We start from the raw sequence: 22,351 nt of genomic DNA, 5'->3' as shown, positions 1-22,351 counted from the left end.
TCTTTACATTAAGAGTGCCAAAGCATCATGTTGTTCCACGTGCTTTGGCACCATTCATCCTCTGGTAATCAGGAGTTGATCCCTTTAACCTCTACTCCATACTGCTTACTCTTTTCTTTAAAATATTTATCCCGCTCATTATCCAAAGCCTCGATGCCAAGCTTCTTTAATTGTGCGATCATTTCATTATATTGCTGCTCAAACTTCGCATCATTTTCCGACATGATTATTTTAGCGATCTGGGCAGTTTTGTAGTTCTTAATCTGCAATTCATCATTGGCAAATTGACTGTCGGCAGGGAATAGATCCTGCGGCAGACTGAGTGCCGCATTATTATAGATCTGAATTTCTTCAGATTTGCCATAAGCCGAAGCAACCCGGTTGGCAGTTACAGCCGCCATGTCTGTTTCTTCGGTCGGAGCAGACTCTAGACTATAGGAGAAGGAGGTATTATTAAATGGCCAGAATGCACTCACGCCCGTAGTCATATACTGGGTCGCATCCTTGAGCCCCTGCTCTGTCTTCACTACATGTCCCTGATCGTCCAGATTATAATGAACACCTTCAATCCCGTAGTTGTGCAAAAGCATACCTTCTTTACTGCTCATGAAGCTTATGAATTTAGCCAGCTTCTCCGGTTCTTTGGCAGATTTCGAGACAAAGGTATGCATCCAGCCACCGCCTGCCCGCTGGTTCTTCGCAAGTACAGGCTTCGCTCCCTTATCCGAAAGAATAGGACCGGAGGATGTCCAGTAATTATTGAGCTGGAAGGAAGTATTGGCCATATTACCGATAAAAGTAAAGACTCTGCCCGATGCCATATCGGCCTTCACTGCAGCATTATCCACCGTCATCTGTCCAGGTTCAAAATAGCCTCCCTGCATCGCCTTGTACAAGAAGCTCAAGGCCTCCTTCGTTTCCGGTGCCAATAGCGGGTCTCTGTAGTTACCATTCTGATCTACCGGCATGGCCCCGAAGGTGCTCTTCAGGAAGTCGAATGTAGGCTCCTGATAGCTTTTGCCATCGACCAGAAGCGGAATCACCGCAGCCCCGGATACCTTCAAATTCATATCTTTAATCTTTTGATAGGCGGCAAGCAGACCGGATTCCGTCTTGATGTCATCAAGGGTCAAACCTGCCTCTTTGAGAATATTGCCATTCACCACAATCCCATTGTTATCCGCGTAATCAATAGTATCGATATAGAATTGTCCGGAAGGAGGATATTGCTTTCTGGCATCCTCTGAGTTGATATGGCTTGGGAAAGCATAGAAGCCGCCATCCCGGTCAATGATCGTCTGCTTCACATCCGCCGGAAAATCCTTCAGCAGATGAGAATCCGGATCGTATTTTTGCAAAAATTCATCCAGTTTCCACACTTTATCAGCCTCAATCAGCTTTTTCCCCAGTACATCACTTGTTATGGTCAGCAAATCCGGGAAGTTTTCACCTGAGGAAACCAGCATCAAATTCAACTTCGTCTCTCCGTCTTGTGCCGGTATGTTGAAATCAAAGGTTAAACCGGTCTTCTCGGTGATTATACCTTGAACAGTGCCGGGATCGGTGCTCCATGTGGATGGAGGATTCCAGAAATCCACTGTCGAGAACCACACTGCTTTGCTTACAGCTGGTGCCGAATTTTGTGTCCCTTCCGGTTTGTTAGCGGTTTCATTTTTGCTCGTTGAACCACACCCCGTTAGTGCCAAAGCCAGTGTCAGAACCGGAGCCATCATATACTTTAGTTTCATAGCCTTTTGTGACCTCCCTTAATCTGTGTGTTTGGAACATCTCTATCGTAGCTCAGATTCATGAGGATGAAGATGTCTGAATTTTTCTATTTTGGTGTTTTGTTCTTCTTTCAACGTTATATTTTCCGGTATTGGCTAGGCGTGATTCCAAAGTTCTTCTTAAACAGCTTATTGAAATGGTAATAATCCTTATAGCCAATTTGCTCGACCACCTCTGCCACAGACAGGGAGGAATCTCCAAGTAGTTCCTTAGCCATACTCAAGCGCTTATGCATGATGTATTCCGAATAGGTGACTCCCGTCTCCTTCTTGATCAACGTGCTTAAGTAGCCCAGGCTGAGATGAAACATTTTGGCGATTTCACTGAGCGACAGATCATGCATATACCTGCTGTTGATATAGGCGATAATCTTCTCGACGGCCTCATTGGAAACGTGGATATCTTGCTCACTCAACTGCTCCAGCAACGACTTCATTCTGGTAAACAGCTGTTCCGGCGTATGATACATTCGAATAATCTGTTCATACGATAAGAATTCCAGCTCATTGTCCGGGCTTAATTGATGATGATACTTATGAATAATGGAGATCACCTGATTATAGATGATTGCAATCTGATCAATGTATATAAGGGAATGGCGGCATTCCTCGCTGATCTGCTCCAGCAGAACCTCCACTTGAATGTTATCCTTTTCCTTAATGGATTGCTCCAGCTTTAATAGACATTTTCTAATCAGCGTGGAGATAACAGGCGGTTTGTAATGCGCGAGTTGTTCGGTTTGATGAAAGCATGCGCTGAACATCACAATCTCCGATTCTTGATACAGCCTGGAGATTGGCGTGGTAGCTCCCCCTATACCGCTTATCCCGATATACCTGGCATCGGACAATTCATTGGTAATAAAATCGAGTAGCTCCAAAGGCTCCATATGCTCGTCATAATTGAGCAGCAGCGAAATTTTATCATAACCCGTTCGTAAGGAGGTGACACTCAAATGGGGATATTGATGCCTCCCTTCCGCTATTCCAGGACTGGAGTCTGCGGGATACAGGCAGCATATGAAGCGATAATCCGGAAGCACTGCGGTGACTTCTTGGTTGACCTGAAAATCCTCGATTGTGAATTTGTTCGCCGGATTCAGCCACTCAAATAAATCTCCCAGCAACAAATTATATTCCTCGTAAGCCTCCCGTTTTCTATTCATCTCTACGGTAAGTCTATGGATAGCCTCTTCCAGTTTGATGGCATCAATCTGTTTGACCAGATAGTCGAATGCCCCATAACGGATCGCTTTCTGAGCATATTCAAAATCGGTATATCCGCTTACAAGAATAACCTTCGTCTCTAACTGCAGCCCTCTTATTCTCTCCAGTAATTCAATTCCGCTTAATCCAGGCATACGAATATCGGAAATGACCAGATCCGGCAATAGCTCGGTAATCATCTCCAAGGCGTGCTGACCGTCATACACCTCACCGATAATCTCATAACCCAGACTGTTCCAGTCAATCATGTGGGCAATTCCGTACGCTACCCAAGGTTCATCATCAACAATCAGGACTTGAAGCATAGTTCTCCCTCCGTTTCTCCGGGCTCCTCCATGATCGGTACCGTCAAGATCACCGTGGTCCCTTCGTCTACTTTGCTCTCGATCGTCATTTGGGCATTTTCTCCATAGAACAGCTTTATTCTACGATAGATATTGGCCAAGCCGATGCCCACGCCTCCGTCATTCATCACAACAGGACCTTCAAACCGGTTTAATTGTGCCCTCACCTCTTCCAGCCGTTGCCCGCTCATTCCTACGCCATCATCTTTGACTGTGAAGCAAACAAGCTCATCTGTCAGCAGGTTTACCTGCACAGTAACCAATCCAGAGCTGACCTTTGTCTCCAGTCCGTGAAAAACTGCATTTTCTACGATCGGCTGCAGTAATAATTTCAGAGTGTAGAGCGATTGCAGGCGCTCTTCCGCTTCCACTCGAATTTGTATTTTCCCTCTAAAGCGGTAATCAATAATTCTCGAATATTCCCGAAGGTAGAGCAGCTCTTCACCTATACTGACAAATCCGGCCCCTTTAATGGAATAACGAAACATCTTGGATAGAGAAGAGGTGATTTCCGCGATATCCTCAGCTTTATGAAAAAGGGCAATCGCACGTATGCATTCTAAGGTATTGTACAAAAAGTGAGGATTAATCTGATTCCTGTAGGCCGATATCTCCATTTTCTTTTTCATCAGCTCTATATCAAAGGCTTTTTGCTGAACGACCTGGATATCCCGGCTTAGATGATCGATGTCATCGAGCATCTGGTTCAAGCGGCTGCCCAGGACTCCGATTTCGTTGTTGAACGTCACTGAGAACCTTCTGTCCTTCCCTTTTTTCGTGTAGGATTTCACAAAATCAAGGAGCGCTTTGACAGGCTTAAATACCTGATTATAGAACACAACCAGGAAGAGCAGCAGCATGGAAAAGATTACAATATAGGTAGCAATATTAAGGTTCTTGATGGTACTCACATCCTGGAGCACTTCGGCCTTGGGCAGGACGCTAATAATCTTCCAGCCGGTATTTTTAAGAACCGCTTCCTGAACCAGATATTTATGACGATTAGAGTAATTCTCAGAATGAAAAACTTCGCCGTAATTTTGCGGAGCGGTTCCCGCAATGATGACATCCTTCTCGTCCAGCAGCAGGAATTTGGAATGGGGGGATTGCTTCGATGTCTGTAACAGCTCATTAAAGCGGGCTCCATCCATTAGAAATACGCACATTCCCCGGTAATCCTTTAACTTGATATTATTCTGCAGATTATAGACAGGAACAGATATTGTGTAGTAGGAGCTGTTGGGTAATATGGAAGTAGTATATTCAATGACAGATGCCTGATTTTTAGGTGTAATATTCGCCTTTTCCCCTAAATTGGCAATCAGCTTGCCCGTGTTGTTATAGAGCAGTATCCCTTTAATGTCTTCTTTCAAAGAAAGTGTACTAGAAAATTGGGAGACAATATCATCGTCCATAAGAATATGTGTCAGTGCATCATTTGTGCTCAGATATTGCTGAAGCGTCGGACTGTACAACAAGGAGTATGAAATACCATCCATATCTTTATAGAAATTCTTCATGGTTGCTTCCAGCTGAAGCATCAGCTTGTTAACGGATTCCGTAACCTTGTCCTCGACAATACGCTGCGCGATATAATTAGAAATGAGAAAGGATACTAGCAGAAAGCTTAGCATCAGCACATTCAGATAGATAATCTGTTTCACCAGGCTAACTCTTTGAAACCGCTTGATCATATACACATTCCTCCAATCTGCCTGCAAAGATAGCGCTTTCTATAAATTCCAGAGTCATCCTTACGCGCTTTGTCCGATATTATACCTTGAATTCAGATAAACGGATACACCACTCTACCATTCGCAACAATGGATCTCAGGGAAATGAAGTATAATTGCACTTGCGCACCAGCCGCACTATTTCCTTATTCTTGGCAGGAAGGCAGCCGGAATTAACGCCACAGCCGAGAAGGCAATCGTCCACATAAACGTATGATCGAAGGCAACGGCCATTGCGGCCGGGTCAGGAGTCAGGACGGAATTCAGCTTATTTTGTAAAATAATTGCGATAACTGATACGCCGAAGGCACCGCCAATCTGCTGCATAATACGGGTGGTGCTGCTGGCGTGCGGGATTTGCTTCGAGGACAGACCGATATAGGCAGAAGCCATAACCGGCAGAAAAACAGCTCCTAATCCAGCCCCCCTCACGATAAGAACCGCACTCAGAAAATAGTAACTCGTATCTGCGCCAAGCTGCGTCAGCGGCCAAGTGCCAAGGATGGTAAGGACCGTTCCTACAAGAACCACGGGTCTCGATCCGATCTGATCTGTCAGTTTGCCGGCCAGTGATCTGGTCAGCAGCATCCCGATACCTTGGGGAACGAGCAGCAGGCCGGACATAAGCACAGATTCACCGCGGACTTGCTGGAGATAGAGCGGCAGCAGCAGCATTGCCCCATAGGTGGTCAAGCCGGATAGAAACAGCAGCGATGAGGACACGATTAAAGAGCGTACCCGGAACAGCGTGACATCAATCAACGCTTCGTCTCCCTTGCGGAAGGCATGGATCACGAATACTGCCAAAAGCGCCACACCTGCTATAACGGGAGCAAGGACTGCTGCATGACCGAAGCCGTGGTGGGAGCTGACTTCTCCAAGGCCATAGAGTATAAGCACGATAGCCGGAGACAGCAATAAAAGTCCAGGCACATCCAGCCGCAGCGTCCGGGCATTATGCTCTTCTTGGGGGAGCCCCTTCCACGCAACAATTATGGCAGCCAGGCAGAGGGGAATATTGACAAAAAAGATCCATCGCCAGCTCAGATGATTGACGATCAGTCCTCCCAGCACCGGTCCCAGAATGGGCCCAAGCAGCGCTGGCATAGCTATGGTCGCCATTCTTTTGCCCATATCCTGACCTCCATAGGCACGTACGGCCAAGGTCTGCATAATCGGCATCAGCAAGCCCCCGCCGATCCCCTGAAGGGTACGGAAAATAATCAGGCTCTCCACGTTCCACGCCATGCTGCACAGCACAGAGCCGAGCAAAAACAGACTCAGCGAAAATAGCCACATCTTCCTTCCCCCAAACCGTTCCACAGCCCAGCCTGTTATAGGAATAACCATCGCAAACGACAGCAGATATCCGGTCATCACCCACTGAACAATGGATACCGAGGTGTTAAATTCCCGGACCAGCGTATCAATCGCCACATTGGTTATCGTCGTATCGAAGATCGGAGCCAGAATACCAAGCATAAGAATCCACATCAAATTCTTGGCTGCTGCCTGCTGTTCAGCTGGTTCAAGTGCTGGTTTAGCTTGATTTTGCAAGTTGATCATCTCCCTTTGGTCGCTAATAAGAAACTTAAAGTTTCTTAATTGAGCCTATGATATACTATCCTCATAAGAAACGCAACGAAATTCTCCAAAGGTGGTTGAGACCGGTATGTCCACTTCTCAAGAACAGGATAAATTGAAGAACAGACGCAGAGGCAAGGAGCTCGAAGCCGCTATACTCCAGGCCGTACGGGAAGAGTTGACAGAGCAGGGGTATTCCAATCTTACGATGGATAGTGTGGCCGAGCGGGCGGGAACAAGCAAAGCCGTACTCTACCGCCGGTGGGCCAACCGTGCTGAGCTTGTGCTTGCTGCTATCCGGGAGCGTGTGCCCCTGCCGCTGGAGGAAGTGCCGGATAACGGGAACTTGAGGGATGATGTATGCGGGGTGCTGCGGGCCATGAACCAGAATAATATTCAAGTCATGTTGAATGCTTTCTACGGACTTGTAGCAGAAATGGGCGATATGCCGCTTGCCTCCTATATTTTCCCCCATGGGCGTCAAAACAGGACCATGTCGATTTTGCTGGAGCGGGCTGTTGAGCGGGGAGAAGTATCTGCCGAAGCCGTGACTCCCCGAATGCTCACTCTGCCGTCCGATCTGGCCCGCCATGAGCTGATGCTGTATAACGCACCTATGTCGGAGGAGACGATCGCCAATATTGTGGACGAGGTGTACCTTCCGCTGGTGTTGAAACGGTAATTCTTCATTCCCGTCCATCAGCTTTACGGCTGTCATTCGCCCTTAATTTCTTTGCTGTGGGGCTAATGTTGCATGTATTGCAACTCGGCATCTAGGATATGGGGATTCCCCGGGAGATTGTTGCAGGAATTGCAGGAATATCTTCGCTAAGCCGCTTCAAGACAGGATATTCCTGCTTTTTGTACAACAATACGAGTAATAGTTGATGTAATGTGAGTGAATGTTGTAGTTTAAGCAGGATTTTTGAATCGGAATTATAAGTTGGAGTTGGAGGAGCAGCACGATAATCCGGCTGCAACCACAAACAGCCAGTCACCGGCAATCTGCCCGGCGGCTGGCTGTTTCTCTGTCTTATTAGAAGTAACTTTACAGCTTCCAGATCCGGTACAGAATTACCGCTGCTTCCGAACGGGAGAGGGTGTCCCCCGGAGCAAGCTTATTGTTCTTACCGTTCACTACGCCGTATTTCAGCAAGGCTGACACGCTGTCCTTGGCATAGGCGGAGATTTGACCGGCATCGGTGTAAGATGCTATCGATCCGCTGCCTTCAGCCATGATTCCGGCCGCCTTCAGGGCACGCGCTGCAATCACCATCATCTCCTGGCGGGTGATGACGCCCGCTGGCTTGAAGGTATTGCCCGCATAGCCTGTGACGATACCGAGCTGCTTCGCGGCCGCAAGCTCCTTGCTATATGCCGCATTACTCTGGACATCGCTGAAGCCTGCAACTGCTTCAGCAGCAGCCTTAAGCTCCAGCACCTTCACCAGCGAGGCTGTGAAGTCTGCTCTGTTCATAGGTGCCGCCGGCATGAAGCTGTTACCACCCGGAAGGATATCGCGCGCAGCCATGGCAGCAGCTGCCTGCTTCGCCCATGACAGGCTGCCGAGATCTGTAAAGGCCGGCGGAGCGAAGGCTGCGGCAAATATGCCGAACTCTGTAGTACGGAACACCAGCGCTTCCTTCACTGCATCATAACGGCTGTTCACCACAGCAGACCACGCGCCGTTGCCGGTGAGTGAACGGACCAGAAGAGACTCCAGGCTGTCAAGCTCTGCTACTGACGGTTTGTAAGGAATAGAGACGGTCATCGCGCTGCTGCCAGACAAGGCTACCTTCTGCCCGCCTGCAAGCAGACTCAGCTCCACCACCGGACGGCTTCCGGTCTGCTGGAGAGCAGCGCCATTCACGCCTTCAGCTGTGGATTGCTTGACCCGGATGCTAACATATTCAGTGGTTGCTGTAATCCCTGCGAGCTGCTCACTTGGAATAGACAGCGTAGCAAGGCCGTTCTGAAGGACAAGCACGTACTTCTCCTGCGTCTTCAGGCCTTGAAGAGGCAACTGGGCTTCATAGGAGACCACGCCGGTCAGGTTCGCCAGGTCGATGATAATCTGCTTCCGTCCGTCTGCTGCCGGGGCCGCCTGCTTCAGGGCTTGCTGCCATAGCTCAGCCGTAACTACGGCCTTCGCCTCTGTGCCTTCGGTCTTCACGACAGGTCTGAGCGTCACCACACCATCCTTGCTGTCAATCTGCGCAGGCTTAGGCGCAGGCGTGCTGCTGCTATAGCTGGTGCCGCCAGAGACTGGTGCAGGTGTGGCTGTTGGTGCCGGTGTTGCTTCCGGTTCTGGCGTTGGCGTTGGCGTCGGCTTCGTCGGGGGCTCAGCGCCGTCTTTGGCCTTAAGCGTCAGCACGCCGAAGACGGAAGTGTCCTGATAGCCGTTGCCGGTGGTATCATTCCAGGCGGCCACACTTTGCCGGACGCCGTTCTTGGCATCGTTGATCTGAGTGTCGAAGCCGACCTTGGTGCCGCCGGCTGGCATGATTGTTTTGAACGGAATCTTCATTTCAAGCGTATAGTTAGTTCCGGTTACCTTGGTTACCGACTCGAAGCCTGCACCAATGGCTGCCGGACTGAAGGAGGCTTCATTGTCGTAATTGACCCGGTATTGTCCGTCATCGCTCTCATAGAAGGTCGTGCGGCCGAAATTTTCATCCAGGAAAATCTCTACAGAGTCCTGCTCCCATGCATTCACATTACTCTTATCCAGCCCAGCATCACTTACCTGGACCAGCACATACAGATTCTGGTCATCCCATAGGGTACGTGCGGTTCCGCTTGCGCCCTGCCAAGCCATCTGATAACGGTTCACAGCCATCTCAGGCGCAGAGGCCCAGATTCCATCCGCTGTTCCGTCAATAACCGGCGTGCCGTAGACTGCCTCTGACACGTTGGCTTCTGCCGTATTCGGCTCATGCTCAGCCATGAATTTGGCCGGATCAATGACCGCGTAGTAAGCCGGCTTCGCCTGCAGATCCCTGTCGAACAGCAGCGGGCTTGACTCCGCTCTCCAGCTTGTGCGGTCATCCATGCCCCAGAAGGTTACCCGCGCAATATGGTCGGCATGGGCCTTGTAGAGATCCATCAGCCTCGCATACAGATAGCCTTGAGCAATCCGTTCCTTCTCTGTCTGCGTATTCTGGCTGCCGGCCTGAATATCCAGTTCGGTAATACTGACCTCTACGCCAAGGGAGATGAACCTCTCCAGCGATAGCTTGACGTTATCTGGATTCGTATTGATATTGTAGTGCGCCTGCATCCCCACACCATCAATCAACAGCTTGCCGGGATGGGTCAGCGCGTACTTGTCATTCAGTTCCTTGACCATACTGTAGATGGCCTGGGCCTTGTTCTGGTTATCGTCATTGTAATCATTGTAATACAGCTTGATATCCCATTCCGGATGCTGGTCCAGCACCTCTCTGGCCGCCAGGAATGCCTGCTCCAGATAATCCGGACCGATGGCTTCATACCACGGAGCCTTACGCAGCGCCGCTTGCCAGTTATTCGGATTGGACGGGTTATCGTTCATTGCCTCGTTGACTACATCCCAGGAGATGACCCGGTCTCCGAAATGCTCCATAACTCCCTTGATGTGCGCTCTCAGGTTAGCGAGTGCTTCGTCACGCCCCAGCGGAACGCTAAGGCCTGCTGCATCCGTGGTCAAGTTCATCCAGTCAGGCGACTGCTGATACCATACCAGCACATGCCCGTGCATCTTCATGCCTTCGGCAAGCACCTTATTTACCATCGCATCTGCCGCTGTAAAAGTGAAATTGCCCTTGGTTGGCTGAAGCGCATCCGGCTTCATGGCATTGCCTGCGGTAGCAACATTGTGATGCATCTTCAGCAGGTCCAGCCGTACGCCTTCCAGATCCTCGGCGGATAGCGCGTTGCCGATCAGGAAGTCATTTTGATAGGCTGTTTTTAGCGGAGTCAGATCTCTCTGAATATCCACCGGAGCGGTACCAGTATGCTCGAAATTAATATCATCGATATAAAAGGAAGCGGTTGCATTATTGGAACTCTCAATGTACAGGGTCAGATATTCGCCGCCCACGCTGTTATAGCGGTAGCTGCCCTCATATTTCACCCAGCCGTCAGCCGTACTGATCGTCTTAGGGGACAGGGTCACATAACTTGCACTGCTGTCTGTGCCTACTTGTGTAGACAGCTGGAGCTGTGCGCTAGCCGGTTCGATCAGCTTCACCCAGGCAGACAGGGTATATTCACTGCCCTTGTCCACGTACTTCTCCACACGCAGGGATGGGCCGTGCCAGGTATTGTTTCTGCCCTCGACCTTCAGGGAATATGAACCGCCCTCAGTATGATTCGCTTCATTCGTTACGGTCAGCGTCTCGGTTCCGGCTCTGCCGGTGAAGCCGCCCAATTCCTGATCTTCAAAAGTAACCTTGCTGAACGGCAAAGCCGGTTCACGCACAGGCTCTTCCCCGCCGCCCGGAGTAGACTCTGTCGTTATCAGAAGATCGCCAAGGTAGAAGGGTACTGTGGCTCCCTTATCGTCTGACTGGATGCGCAGCTTCTGCTCCGCGTCCACCGTAAAGGTCTTGGTCAAGGTCACGGCTTGACCCGCATGATATTCGCCACCGGCGTAATTGCCATAACCGTCCAGTGTCAGCATCACTGCCTGTGCGTCCTTCGGCACAGTTACGCTGCCATCCACATAGACCACCGCTGTTACGGTATAGGTGCTGCCCTTCTTCATGCCCATATCCGAGAGGTTGAAATCAGCCGCATCCCAGCTATCCTTCCGGTTGCTTACGTGCAGCGCTGCCCCATCGCTATTTCCGTCAAAAACAACGCCCTTAACCGCCTCCAGCTTGGCGCCTCCCGACTGAACTGCCTTACCTGCGCCATTCGCAAACGTTTCGTGATATACCGTGGTCTGTGCCTCGGCTGCCTGAGCAGCCGGAAGATATCCGCCTGCCGGAAGAAGCAGAAGGGCTGCCAGCAGCACCAGAGAGACTTGCTTGATTATTCTCTTCATGCGTTGCACTCCTCTGTATGAATTTGGGTTTCAATGAGTTAAGCGCTTACAGCTAATGTGGAAGCCTCCCCCTTCACCACCCAAATCGTAGCATACGGACCAAAGTGCGTCTTACCTGAAACTAAAGGTTGTACCGTGCTTTTTATTGATGATTCCGAGTGACTGCATAGCAAAGAAGACCCCTGAATAAGGAGTCTTCTAACCGGCAGTATCTATATCAGCTTGTGCGCATACCACTTCTTGCCCCGGAAGCGCCAGAGGAATACCGCTCCGCGCACTGCCCATTCGCAGTTCATCGCCAGCCATACACCCAGCACTCCATAGCCCAGCACGATCCCGAGAATATAGCCGAAGACCACCCGGAACAGCCACATCGTCAGCATCGAAGCGATCGAGGTGAAGCGGGAGTCTCCCGCTGCCCGCAGCGCGGACGGCAGAATGAAGCTGAAGGCCCAGAGCGGAATCTGGGCAATCGCATTGACCAGCAGCACCACGAACAGATCATCGATAATCTCCGCAGGCGGGGAGAAAATAGAGACAAGCGGGTGGAACAGCGGCATCAGGATCAAGGCCACCAGGGCGTAAGAGGCGGAACCGATCCACAGGAAGGACTTGATGAACTTCCGGGCATCCGCTACATCCCCCCGTCCGATACACTGGCCGACCACGGTTACAATCGTCAGCGACAGTGCACTGGCCGGAATCTGAAAGACCATCGCCAGCGATCCGGCAATCGCATTGGTGGCGATGGCATACGTACCCAGACTGACAATGAAGATCTGCGTCAGCAGCTTGCCGCCGTTGAAGAACATCTGCTCTGCGGCGAACGGTACGCCGATGAACATGATTTTGCGCAGCATCATAAGCGGAACATGGAACAGGTCGCGGAACTGCACACGCAGCACCGAATCGAACTTGAACAGATAGATCAAGGCACAGGCCATCCCCACATAACGAGCAATATTGACCGCAAGTGTCATGCCCAGCACACCCATGTCCAGCAGGTTAATGAAGACAACGTTGAGGATAACATACAACACGTTCATAATCAGCGACAGCATCAGCGAAGCCCGCGTCCGGCCCACGCCCCGCAGCGCACCGCATACAGCCTGAACCACGGCAATCCCCAGATACGAAATGCTGCTGCCGATCATATAGACCCGGGCATTGTCCAGCACATCGGCGGAGGCCGTCCCGAACAGCAAATTCAGAATTGGCGTATGGAAGGACATCAGCAGCAGACCGATTCCCACCGCAAGCAGCGAGACCGAGGTAACCGATCCGGCCGTGGCCTGGGAGACCATGCTGTCATTCCCGCTTCCTTTATACTGCGCAACCACCACCGTCCCCCCGGTCGCAATCGCCACAAATACATTGATCAGAAAAATATTCAGGGAATCCACCATATTCACCGCACTGACTGCCGCCATACCCGACGAGCTGATCATCGCAGTGTTGACCAGATTCAGCCCGATAATGAAGGCCTGGTCAATGAGAATAGGCAGAAACAAGGCGATAATTTGCCGGTAATCCATGCTGTCTCCGGACAGATATTTTTCCAGCCATTTCTTGGCCGGTTGAGGAGCTTGAAGCTGCATACATTGATCACATTCTTTTCTGTAGAATAATTGCAGGCGTACTATACATTCCTTCCAGTTTACTACAGATTCCGCTTCAAGTCTGTGATAAGAGTGGAATTCGTTCAGATTACCGGATAACATTCCCTGCTCCCTAAGTAAAATCCTGGGTCCGGCCGAAATATAGAATGAGAGTATTTACATTCGGAAGGAGGAGCCTATTATGAACAATGAGATCGTTAAAAGTCTGATCCAGCAGGTGACGGAAGAAGTGTTATCCGAGAATCAAGCTGCCTTGGAGCAGAGCGGAAACAGCCAAGCCAGCATTCAACTAGCTGTGCAACTGTCCGCCGTTACCACCCTTAAGATCCTTGAAAAGCTGGAGCTGATCGATAAGGATTAACCGCACAGCCTGCCTGTGCTACATACCCGTAAGGCACTCCGCGCAAAAAAAACCGCAGGAAGCGAATTTCCGCCTGCGGTTTTTTGCGTGGATATGGGGGATTCAGGGGCATTTGTGCTCTTCATTCTGACGGCTCAGAGGGATTTATTCCTCTCATTTTCGCTCACCGTCCATTTTCAGCGGAATCAATGGGATTTATCCCTTTCATTTCGCTGTATTCTGTATACGCGCGATTCCCGGGTTCTGCGGCTATACGGCTACATGAAGAAGAGGCTGTCGTACTCAAGCAGATTGAAGATAACTCTGCATGAGTAGTAACAGCCTCTGATTGATAAATTACTTTTTTCAGCAGCACTATTACACTACAACTCTTACATGTGCTGCGCCTCCAGTTCCCGCCTAAGCTCAAGCGCTTCAATACCGGCCAGCAGCACAATGCCGATTCCGTGAGTATCGTTGAGCTGCCAGGTGAGCTGTTCCTTGTAATACAGTTTGTTGAAGGAATACCCCGATCCCCGGCAGACGCCATAGACGTTCCCCTGATGGTCGATGCAGTATTCGGCCAGTGCCGTCCAGCCGCGCAGCGCTGCATCGGCATATGGATACGGCTCTGGCAGCCAACCTCTGCGCACACCGCGCGCAAAAGCATATACGAACATCGAAGAACACGATGCCTCCGCATAAGCTTCGGGATCGGTCAGAACCTGATGCCATAATCCTTCCGCATCCTGCAGCCGTAAATAACCTTCGCACAACAGCCGGTAATAATCCAGCAGTTCTTCCCGCTGCGGATGCTGCTCCGGCAGTACCTCCAGCAGCTCAGTCAGCGAGAACAGTACCCAGCCATTGCCTCTTCCCCAGGCTACCCCGTTCGGCTTGCTGAATTTGTAATCATACACATGATACATAATGCCAAGCTCCGGCTGGAACAGCCGATTACGGTAATGGAGAAACTGTGACACTGCATCATCCAGATAAGCGGGATCGCCCGTCAACAGATAATACCGGCTCAGGAACGGAGTGCTCATATATAGATCATCGCACCACATCGTTCCCTGCATGAAGTCGGTGGTGCCCCGTGTACGGTAGAGCGCCCCCTCCTCATCGCGGGACTGCGTATTTTGAATATACCGGGCGATATACGCCGCTGTTTCGGACGCTCCATGCAGCGGCTGTTCGGCATGAGCGGCGAGCATCACCGCACCGAAGGAGCCGCAGTCATCCAGTGAGTCCATGAGCGCCAATTGCTGGTTAATACCCGGAGCACCATAGCGGCTGCGGTCCCATAGCGAATAAGCATGGAGCCGGGTACACTGCTCAATATGTCCTCTGGTATATGCGGAATAATGAGGATCGCCCAGAGCCTGACCGGTACGCAGCAGACCATAGAGGGTCACCCCCAGCGGATAATTCCAGCGTCCGTACAGCGCACTCTCCAGATAGGGCCTGACTGCGCCACCAGGACGGTCCACCCGCCAAAAGCATTCCTCCGCCCCTTCACCGAAGGGAGCATCCATAGAAGCCGCTTCCGCAGGCTGCGGTGCCGCCGATTGCAGAAACGGACCCAGGTACAGCCATGGCCCGGTCTGCCCTTCCACCGGGAAAGGACTCACCAGCTTCACTGTGCCGTGGACTCCACTGGCGCCAGCTCCCTTGTTCAAGGTTCCCTGCGGAGAGCAGCAGGGTGAAGCTTCCGCAAGAGCCGCGCTACACTCCGCTTCCACCTGCACCTCTGCTGTGTTCCCAGCCTCCGCCGCTTCCAGGCGGAAGCCCCACCCGGGGCCGCCGCACACGGCCTCGACCAGCAGGTCATGGCTGCCGAAGCTCAGCGGCAGCACACACTCAAGGCCGGCACTCGCTTCGGGCTGGATGGCGGCAAGCCTGCCATCCACGCAGACCTTGAGTGCCGCTACATCCCGGCTGCGGAGGACCAGCCGGACGTTCATTCCGCCCGGCGCACTCACCGCCAGCCGGCTCCAGGCCAGCGCCTTCGCGCCGGGCACCGCGCCGAGCACGCGCGCGAGGTTCCCGCCCTGTGCCTTGGTATCCGGCCATCCGGCCGCCGGATACCAGGCACAGCGGGCCGCCAGCGCAGCTTCGGCGGCCTCCGCGGCTTCGCCGCAGCGCACACTTCCGCGCTGCGAAGGCTCCGCGCGGTGCGCCGCAGCCTCTCCCTCAGAAGCGCCGCCGCCCTCCGGCTGCAGCGTCCATCTGCTCTGCTGCGGCGCGCTGTAGATCCAGCCCTCGCAGCCGCTGCGCTCCGCAGTCGGGGCCAGAAAATGCAGCGGAGCCCCCTTCACGCTCCCGGTGCCAAAAATCCCGCCGCAGCCGGTGCCGACGGCGGTACACTCCAGCAGGAACTGATTCCAGCCTGCCTTCAGCCCGGTACGAAAGAATGCCTTGCGGTCCGGGAACACATCATCGTTCAGATTGGACGCGAACACGGCAATGCCGTTGACATAGACTGTCACCGGACCGAAGCAGCTGAGCGCGAGCGGGATTTCGCAGTCTGCATCGCTCCACAGCTTCCCCCAGGCATAGACAAATTCCCCGTCCCGCAGCTCAGGCAGCCGTTCTTTCAGATTCATCTCATACCGGCAATCCGGCAGGCGCGGGAAGCTGTTCTCCAGATGAACGCGGTAGACCGGAGGCTGCGGCGGATTTGCACCAATATAGCGATTCGCTATGATGGCAAGCATCGCTTCCGTATGCTCTCCGGCTGTGCGGACGATGGAATGACGCGGATGAAAGTAGGCGGGAACATTGGCCTGCTCGGCATCACCCTTCACGTCATGCCCTTCCTCTGCACTCACCGCTGCATTCTCGTCCCTGCCCCCCATCACAACGCCACCTCACCGCCGGGGTACAGGGTGGAGCTGTACAGCCGTTTGGGCTGGGGCAGTTGCTGCCCGGGATAGACCGCTTGCAGCGGAAGAGCTTCACCGGCATAGACAGCGGCCAGCTCATCCGTATAAATAATGACCTGCTCGGTTCCGCTGCCCAGCAGATCCCCGTGTACGGCGTAGCCCTGCTCGGTGAACTCGACAACGATATTCATATAGCCGTCATACAGTGCGGGAAGCACGGCTTCCCCACGGCGGTACGCCAGAATATAGTCGGGTGCATCCGGCCAGAACCGGCTGACGGCTTCGACAATGGTCAGCCAGCCGTCAGTGGTACGCTCTTCCTTCCACAGCTCCCGGCCGGATTGGTCCAGCAGGAACATAGCGTCCTTGCCCCGAAGACCCTTGCCGTCGTCCTCGCGGACCAGACGGTCAAGGCCCGCAATCTGCAGGCCGGGCAGGTCCGGGCGGAACCGCCCAAGCGCCAGATGCTGCGACTCGACTGAGCCTTCATACCGCCATAGCTCATGCCCGTTACGGTCGTACATCACCGTCACACTACCGCCGATGACCAGCTCCGGTACCCCGTCTCCATTCACATCGCCCACCCACAGACAGTCGGCATGATCGTCCAGATCCTTGCAGCTCCATAGCCGCTTGCCCTCCGCACTCAGCAGATCATATCCGGCCATCACCTCATCGCGCCCGTCACCGTCCAGATCGTACACCCACGGATAATGCCCTACATTGCCCTGATGGGTCCAGAGCAGCCGGAAGTCCCGATCCAGCGCCCACAGCTGATGGTAGCGGTCTTTGAGAATAATGTCGGAAGGATAGCTGCCGCCTGACAGGTTGGCAATAATGATGCAGTCATGAGCCTCCTTCGCCGGCAGCGGATGAACCGCTTTGACTTTGCCCGTCGCCCCCTCCAGAATATGCAGCTGATCCTTCATCACACACAGCACCTCCAGCGCCCCGTCACCATCGATATCGGCAATCTGGGCCGGATAATCGGAGCCTTGGCTGCCTGCGTTCGAATCCGGCTTTCCCGTCTGCCACAGCAGACGGCCATCGAGATTATAAGCCGTCAGGCACTGCACCTGATGCGGAATATAACGTACATCCTGGCGGTTATCCGGCTGCACCAGCAGCAGTTCAGCCCGGCCGTCCCCGTCCAGATCGCCGAGCAGCATTTTACATCTTGGACCGGCGGCAGAGATATCCAGCCCGGCCAGCCGGTGCAGCTTTTGACTATGATCCTTATGATTCACAATACATCCTCCTTCACTCTATCCCTGTTCTGTATCAGCCTAGATCCACAGTCTGTCCCCCGGGCACCTCGACTATCGTACCGTCAATCTCCAGCCAGACAGCAGCCGCTCCCGGATTATAGACCCAGTCCCTTGCCGCCGAGAACAGCAGCCCCCGGCAAGCCTTCATGTAATGCACCAGCTCCAGATTCGTTGCATACCAGATGTCGCCGCGTCCGCCCGCCATGGCGCAGAAGCGCTCCATCAGCTCCCAGTTGTTGTCATTGTCGAACTCGTAGCTATGTCCCCACACATACATCAGGTACAGATACTGCCGCTTATGCAGCCCCACAAAAGTCTCCGCGTGAGCCAGCAGCTCCCGGTTATGATGACAGGTCGCCTGCCACTCCAGCCAGTCCTCCGGGAGGGCGAACCCGCCGGTAGACTGCACTGTGCGGGCATACTCAATGCCCAGGTGCGGCAGCAGCGCCTTGATCTCCTGCGTATAGGAGCCGTTCGGGTAAGACATACCGCGCACAGGCTGGCGGACCAGCCCTTCCAGCACCCTGCGGTCCTCCATAATCTCCTCCACGACCAGCTCCTGCGGGCAGCGCGCCAGCGTCGGATGGCTCCGCGTATGCACGCTGACCTCATGTCCGTGGTAGAGAGCCGCAACCTCGTCCGCCCTGATGCGGTCTCCTTCGCCAAGCAGCCCCGAATTCAGATGGAAGCTGCCCTTGATTCCATACTGATTGAACAGGCCGACCAGCCGTTCATCCGCCCGCCGTCCGTCATCATAGCTCATGGTCAGCGCCTTATGACGGCCTTGCGGATAGCAGTAATACACTCCCGGCATTGCAGTTAAGCCTCCTTCGAATAAAATCGTCCGTCCCTAAGAGGGACGCATATGTTCATCCGCCCAGCCAGCGATCCTCACGGAGCATAGACAATCAGATCGCTATATTCCGCAATCAGCGGGGCCATCTGGCGGAAGCCTAGTCGGCCTGCGCCGAGCAGCGGACCGAAGGACGAGCCGTCATCCACCCAGTGCAGCACCGGCAATTCATTAATTGTGAAAGTTACAGCAGTCCCCCGCTTCACCATCAGCATCCGGTAGGCCTCAGTCATATCGGAGGTATCCGGGAGCGGATCGGCTCCTTGGGCGACAAGGTGGAAGCCGTAGCTTTTGCGCAGATTACAGGTATGAAAAGCCCGCTCCTCCTCCCACATCCGGCGAAAATACGAGATATGATAGGCATCCATCTCCCCATGATGGTACTGGTCATATTCGCCCGTGCGGACCGGCAGGGACGGGTCGAACAGATCCTTGCCCCCGGCACCGGCAGCCGCGAAGAACAGAATGGCCAGCCCCGGCTCCCGCAGCGGACGGAATCTCCAGGAGACGGCAAGCTCCGCCGGAAACACCTCAGGGCACCAGAAAACCACATTCGCCTTCTGTCCTTCCTCAGCCCCCCGGGTGCTCTCCAGCCGCAGCCGCCCCTGCGGAAAAGTAACTGCACCATCGCCTTCCATCCGGAAGCCTTCCAACTGGGCGGGACCCTCCAGCTTATTACGGTAGATCTCCCGCCAGCCCTCAGGAATGCCTGCATCAGCCTGCTGCGTAGTCATTGAACCACATCTCCTTTCCCGGCACCCGCACGCTTGTCAACTCTGGCACCAGCCCTCGCACTAATCCCAGATTCTGAACCAGTTCCTGAACCAGCCTCCTCACCAGCTCACGCACCATCCCCAGCACTTCCGCCATCTTCCACATTAGCTAAGGCACTAGCTGCATCACCCGCTCCCGACACTCCTTCCCGTGCAGGCAGAGCTTCAGCGATCAGCTCCAGCGCAATAATCGTATTCAGCGACCACTGTGAGGCCTCATTCGTATTCATCCAGTCCACTTCATCCAGCGCTTCCGTATACGTAACCCGCTTCAGTTCCTCCTCCAGCCGGAGCTTCCCGAACGGATTCTCAAACAATATGCTCCAGCAACGTTCCGCCGTAGCCCGGTCATCCTTGACCCATGCGCCATAGGCGGCAATAGCCACGCTAAGCACCGGATGCTCAAACCGCTGCTTGCCTGTAATCGCGCCCCCGGATCTACGCAACTGTTCTTCCTCAGGCAAGTTATAGAAGACACCGAACTCCGCCAGCATGTCCTCCCACTCCGGGTCCTCCAGCATCATCGCCAGCTCGAACCACACCTGCGGACCACCCATGCAGATCGCCAGATGCCGCCCCCAGTTGTCATCGCCCATTGGGCTGAGAATTCCCGTTGCGGGGTCGTATCCATAGGTTGGGCCGGAGATCAGCCGCAGATTGGCCGCTTTGATGCGGTCGATGCCTGTGAGGATTTTGTCGCGGTAGGCCGTATCCTCATAACGTTCCCAGCGGGTCATCCAATTGGAGCTGAACGCCGCCCAGTCCGGTCCCACCCGCACATGGGTCTTGAATTCGTCCTTCGGAAAATATGCCCGCATCGGGTCCAGATTCACCGTGGAATAATCCGCATCCTTCACACTGTCCATGATGTCGCCGGTCCGCTCATCACCGGTTAGATAATAGTAGTAGCGGTGCAGACCCGCCATAGCAATCCGCGCTTCCTTACAGCCGCAGCCCCAATGCACGACATTATGCCGGGAGCCAAGGCCCGCATATTCTCCGAAATGATACATATCCACCTCGCTGGTATGCCGGGTCATTGCTTCGGCCATCCGGTAAATATCCGCGCGTCCGGTCCGCAGGAAGCTCACCCACAGCCACATATTCGGCACCAACTCGGCATTCTGCCAGGCACAGCCGCCCAGATCATAATTCCAGACATGGCGGACCGGATCATAGCTGTGCATGAAGTCGCCGTAATCCCACAGGCCGTACCACTTCCGCTGCTCAATCTCCTTCTGGTAAAAACGGGTGATCCCGTCCAGCCGGTCCTCCAGGTATGCCTTGGCCGGCGTGCTCCGGTCCGGCAGGCTCCACAGTCCAAACGCCCGGCTGCGGTGGTAATACTCGGGCTCACAAACCAGCAGCGGCGTTTCATCCGCCTGCTGCTGCATCTGCTGAAGCCGCGCAGAATCCGGTGTCCGCGTGGTACACCACAAGGTCAGTTCATTCGTATTGGCGATGCCGTAAGGGGTGGCCCGCAGCTCCTCCGCGCCTTCATAGGAGGACTCGACATGCGTCTTCGTATCATAGTGCCGCAGGTCCATTGCCGGAGCTTCCGGCGTCCAGAACCAGACGGTTAACGCCGCTTCCGCGCCGGAGGTACCGCTGATCTCCAGCCCGGACGGGTACTTCTGCCAGAAATCCTTCACTCCGGCAGCCAAGCCTCCGCTGTCACAGCCGATATAACCCAGCCCTCCGGCCCTCCGGCCTTCAGCGCCCTTAATCCAGGTGCAATCCGGCCCTGTACGCTTGTGAACGGCATAATGCTCGGAGGAAGACTGCACCAGCCGGAAGTCATTCCATACCGCAGAATCCTGAAGCAGGCTGGTGAAATAGGCATCCTCCACGGGATCGAAGTGCTGGCTCTGCCCTTCGAGCTGCCCGGCGAACATCCCGGCATATTTGCCCCGGGTTCTGCGGGTCTGGAGCGTCTTGGGGGATTCGCTGAAGATTCCCCCGCTGCCCGCCAGCCGGACATGACGGTTGTACAGCGGACCGCTGAGCGGCACCTTGAACAGCAGGCCCAGCCCCTTGATGAAATCCTGCTGCGGGTTGCCGTCATAATGGAAGGTATGCACCAGCCGGATGGACGCAAGCCCGGCATAGAAATAGAGCCGCAAAGTATAAGGAAGCCATTCCCTGGCTCCCTTTGTGCTTCTATGCCGCCCGTCCAGCCGGATCACGGCACGCACCGGTCCCCGCTCCTCCAGACTGGCCTTCAGCGTCACTCCGGTGAACCGCTCCTGCCGCAGCGTCAGCTCCCCGCTGAGGATGTCCCGCTGCTCGCGGAGACAGACCAGCTCGCTTCCGCTGCACACCATCTTACCCGAGCCTAATCCCAACCCCGCCTCCGAAGCTCCAGAATATCCACAATCGCTATCCGGTCCACCGGATTCTGCCGTGTCCCGGCGCATGATCCGCGAGATCACACCCGGGCCATGCTTGACCACGGTGCAACGAATGCTGCCGGTATCGACGATATAAGCCTCCTCCGTCTCTGCCACGGACACCCCGAAGACTGCGGGCACAGCATTCTGCCCGGCAGAGCGTTCCAGCCTATATCCTGCCGTACTCCCTTCAGGGCATACGGCAGAATGCAAAGACCATTTGATGCTGCCGTCCGGCCAATACGCGGCCGGGCGGCTCTGCAGCGGCAGACAGGAGCCATCGTCTGCTCCGCTAAGACATAGCGCGGCCAATTCTCCGCGCTTCAGATCTCCCTTAGACCAGGGAACACCCCAGGTCACCCCCGCAGCCGCAGCAGGCGGATTCAGCCACCGTAACTGGACTGGCAGGGCTGAGGATAAAGAGGTCATCTTCTGTCATCTCCTAGATGGGACATCACCCGGACGAATGAACCGTTCCCGGAGCAGGAGGCTTGTGGACGCCGGGATCACAGGAAG

13 protein-coding genes are annotated in these 22,351 nt (G+C 54.0%); 2 read left to right on the top strand and 11 right to left on the bottom strand.

The genetic code is table 11. The annotated features are described in order from the left end of the window. Window positions 1-68 precede the first annotated feature (68 nt). From NST26_RS08075 to NST26_RS08060, 4 genes are all read right to left on the bottom strand, one after another. Window positions 69-1,748, bottom strand: coding sequence for a hypothetical protein (locus NST26_RS08075; protein ID WP_340954972.1), 1,680 nt, complete (start codon window positions 1,746-1,748; stop codon window positions 69-71). Between the two features lie 116 nt (window positions 1,749-1,864). Then, entirely contained in the window at window positions 1,865-3,319 is a 1,455-nt protein-coding gene (locus tag NST26_RS08070; protein ID WP_340954973.1) for a response regulator transcription factor, read from the bottom strand. Continuing rightward, window positions 3,304-5,052 carry a sensor histidine kinase gene (locus NST26_RS08065; protein WP_340954974.1) on the bottom strand — a complete coding sequence of 583 codons (1,749 nt, stop codon included), beginning with the start codon at window positions 5,050-5,052 and terminating at the stop codon, window positions 3,304-3,306. The genes NST26_RS08070 and NST26_RS08065 overlap by 16 nt, the downstream gene beginning before the upstream one ends. Before the next feature lie 177 nt (window positions 5,053-5,229). Beyond that, window positions 5,230-6,648: an MDR family MFS transporter gene (locus NST26_RS08060; RefSeq protein ID WP_340978988.1), complete on the bottom strand. Its 1,419-nt coding sequence runs from the start codon at window positions 6,646-6,648 to the stop codon at window positions 5,230-5,232. A gap of 115 nt (window positions 6,649-6,763) precedes the next feature. Here NST26_RS08060 and NST26_RS08055 point away from each other — a divergent pair, with 115 nt between their 5' ends. Further along, window positions 6,764-7,357 carry a TetR/AcrR family transcriptional regulator gene (locus tag NST26_RS08055; protein ID WP_340978987.1) on the top strand — a complete coding sequence of 198 codons (594 nt, stop codon included), beginning with the start codon at window positions 6,764-6,766 and terminating at the stop codon, window positions 7,355-7,357. 366 nt (window positions 7,358-7,723) lie between these two features. Here NST26_RS08055 and NST26_RS08050 read toward each other — a convergent pair whose 3' ends face one another. Both NST26_RS08050 and NST26_RS08045 read right to left on the bottom strand, forming a co-directional pair. Further along, complete coding sequence (locus NST26_RS08050) at window positions 7,724-11,704, bottom strand: endo-1,4-beta-xylanase (RefSeq protein WP_340978986.1); 3,981 nt, start codon at window positions 11,702-11,704, stop codon at window positions 7,724-7,726. 212 nt (window positions 11,705-11,916) lie between these two features. Continuing rightward, a complete protein-coding gene (locus NST26_RS08045) occupies window positions 11,917-13,302 on the bottom strand; it encodes an MATE family efflux transporter (protein ID WP_340978985.1) in 1,386 nt (461 codons plus the stop codon). A 202-nt stretch (window positions 13,303-13,504) separates the two neighbouring features. Here NST26_RS08045 and NST26_RS08040 point away from each other — a divergent pair, with 202 nt between their 5' ends. Beyond that, on the top strand, window positions 13,505-13,684 hold the full coding sequence (locus tag NST26_RS08040) for a hypothetical protein (protein WP_036722620.1): 180 nt from the start codon (window positions 13,505-13,507) through the stop codon (window positions 13,682-13,684). 371 nt (window positions 13,685-14,055) lie between these two features. Here NST26_RS08040 and NST26_RS08035 read toward each other — a convergent pair whose 3' ends face one another. The 5 genes from NST26_RS08035 to NST26_RS08015 form a co-directional block, all read right to left on the bottom strand. Continuing rightward, a complete protein-coding gene (locus NST26_RS08035) occupies window positions 14,056-16,524 on the bottom strand; it encodes a glycoside hydrolase family 88/105 protein (RefSeq protein WP_340978984.1) in 2,469 nt (822 codons plus the stop codon). Continuing rightward, the gene (locus tag NST26_RS08030; RefSeq protein ID WP_340980816.1) at window positions 16,524-17,720 is read right to left on the bottom strand and encodes an FG-GAP-like repeat-containing protein; all 1,197 of its coding nucleotides are present in this window, start codon (window positions 17,718-17,720) and stop codon (window positions 16,524-16,526) included. Before NST26_RS08030 ends, NST26_RS08035 begins: the two co-directional genes overlap by 1 nt. 112 nt (window positions 17,721-17,832) lie before the next feature. Continuing rightward, window positions 17,833-18,633: a polysaccharide deacetylase family protein gene (locus tag NST26_RS08025; protein WP_340978983.1), complete on the bottom strand. Its 801-nt coding sequence runs from the start codon at window positions 18,631-18,633 to the stop codon at window positions 17,833-17,835. 77 nt (window positions 18,634-18,710) lie between these two features. After that, window positions 18,711-19,406: a DUF1961 family protein gene (locus NST26_RS08020; RefSeq protein WP_340978982.1), complete on the bottom strand. Its 696-nt coding sequence runs from the start codon at window positions 19,404-19,406 to the stop codon at window positions 18,711-18,713. Between the two features lie 107 nt (window positions 19,407-19,513). Then, window positions 19,514-22,264 carry an exo-rhamnogalacturonan lyase family protein gene (locus NST26_RS08015; RefSeq protein WP_340978981.1) on the bottom strand — a complete coding sequence of 917 codons (2,751 nt, stop codon included), beginning with the start codon at window positions 22,262-22,264 and terminating at the stop codon, window positions 19,514-19,516. Between the last annotated feature and the right edge of the window lie 87 nt (window positions 22,265-22,351).

This window comes from Paenibacillus sp. FSL R7-0128, assembly GCF_038002245.1.
Lineage (GTDB): Bacteria > Bacillota > Bacilli > Paenibacillales > Paenibacillaceae > Paenibacillus_AQ > Paenibacillus_AQ silagei.
Note: the sequence above shows the minus strand (reverse complement) of the source record. Positions and strands in the feature narration are given on the sequence as shown.

Coding starts and splice junctions, on each gene's coding strand:
- NST26_RS08075 (WP_340954972.1), bottom strand. CDS start 1,748: ATGAAACTAAAGTATATGATGGCTCCGGTTCTGACACTGGCTTTGGCA.
- NST26_RS08070 (WP_340954973.1), bottom strand. CDS start 3,319: ATGCTTCAAGTCCTGATTGTTGATGATGAACCTTGGGTAGCGTACGGA.
- NST26_RS08065 (WP_340954974.1), bottom strand. CDS start 5,052: ATGATCAAGCGGTTTCAAAGAGTTAGCCTGGTGAAACAGATTATCTAT.
- NST26_RS08055 (WP_340978987.1), top strand. CDS start 6,764: ATGTCCACTTCTCAAGAACAGGATAAATTGAAGAACAGACGCAGAGGC.
- NST26_RS08050 (WP_340978986.1), bottom strand. CDS start 11,704: ATGAAGAGAATAATCAAGCAAGTCTCTCTGGTGCTGCTGGCAGCCCTT.
- NST26_RS08045 (WP_340978985.1), bottom strand. CDS start 13,302: ATGCAGCTTCAAGCTCCTCAACCGGCCAAGAAATGGCTGGAAAAATAT.
- NST26_RS08040 (WP_036722620.1), top strand. CDS start 13,505: ATGAACAATGAGATCGTTAAAAGTCTGATCCAGCAGGTGACGGAAGAA.
- NST26_RS08035 (WP_340978984.1), bottom strand. CDS start 16,524: ATGGGGGGCAGGGACGAGAATGCAGCGGTGAGTGCAGAGGAAGGGCAT.
- NST26_RS08030 (WP_340980816.1), bottom strand. CDS start 17,720: ATGCTGCTCGGCGATCTGGACGGGGACGGCCGGGCTGAACTGCTGCTG.
- NST26_RS08025 (WP_340978983.1), bottom strand. CDS start 18,633: ATGCCGGGAGTGTATTACTGCTATCCGCAAGGCCGTCATAAGGCGCTG.
- NST26_RS08020 (WP_340978982.1), bottom strand. CDS start 19,406: ATGACTACGCAGCAGGCTGATGCAGGCATTCCTGAGGGCTGGCGGGAG.
- NST26_RS08015 (WP_340978981.1), bottom strand. CDS start 22,264: ATGACCTCTTTATCCTCAGCCCTGCCAGTCCAGTTACGGTGGCTGAAT.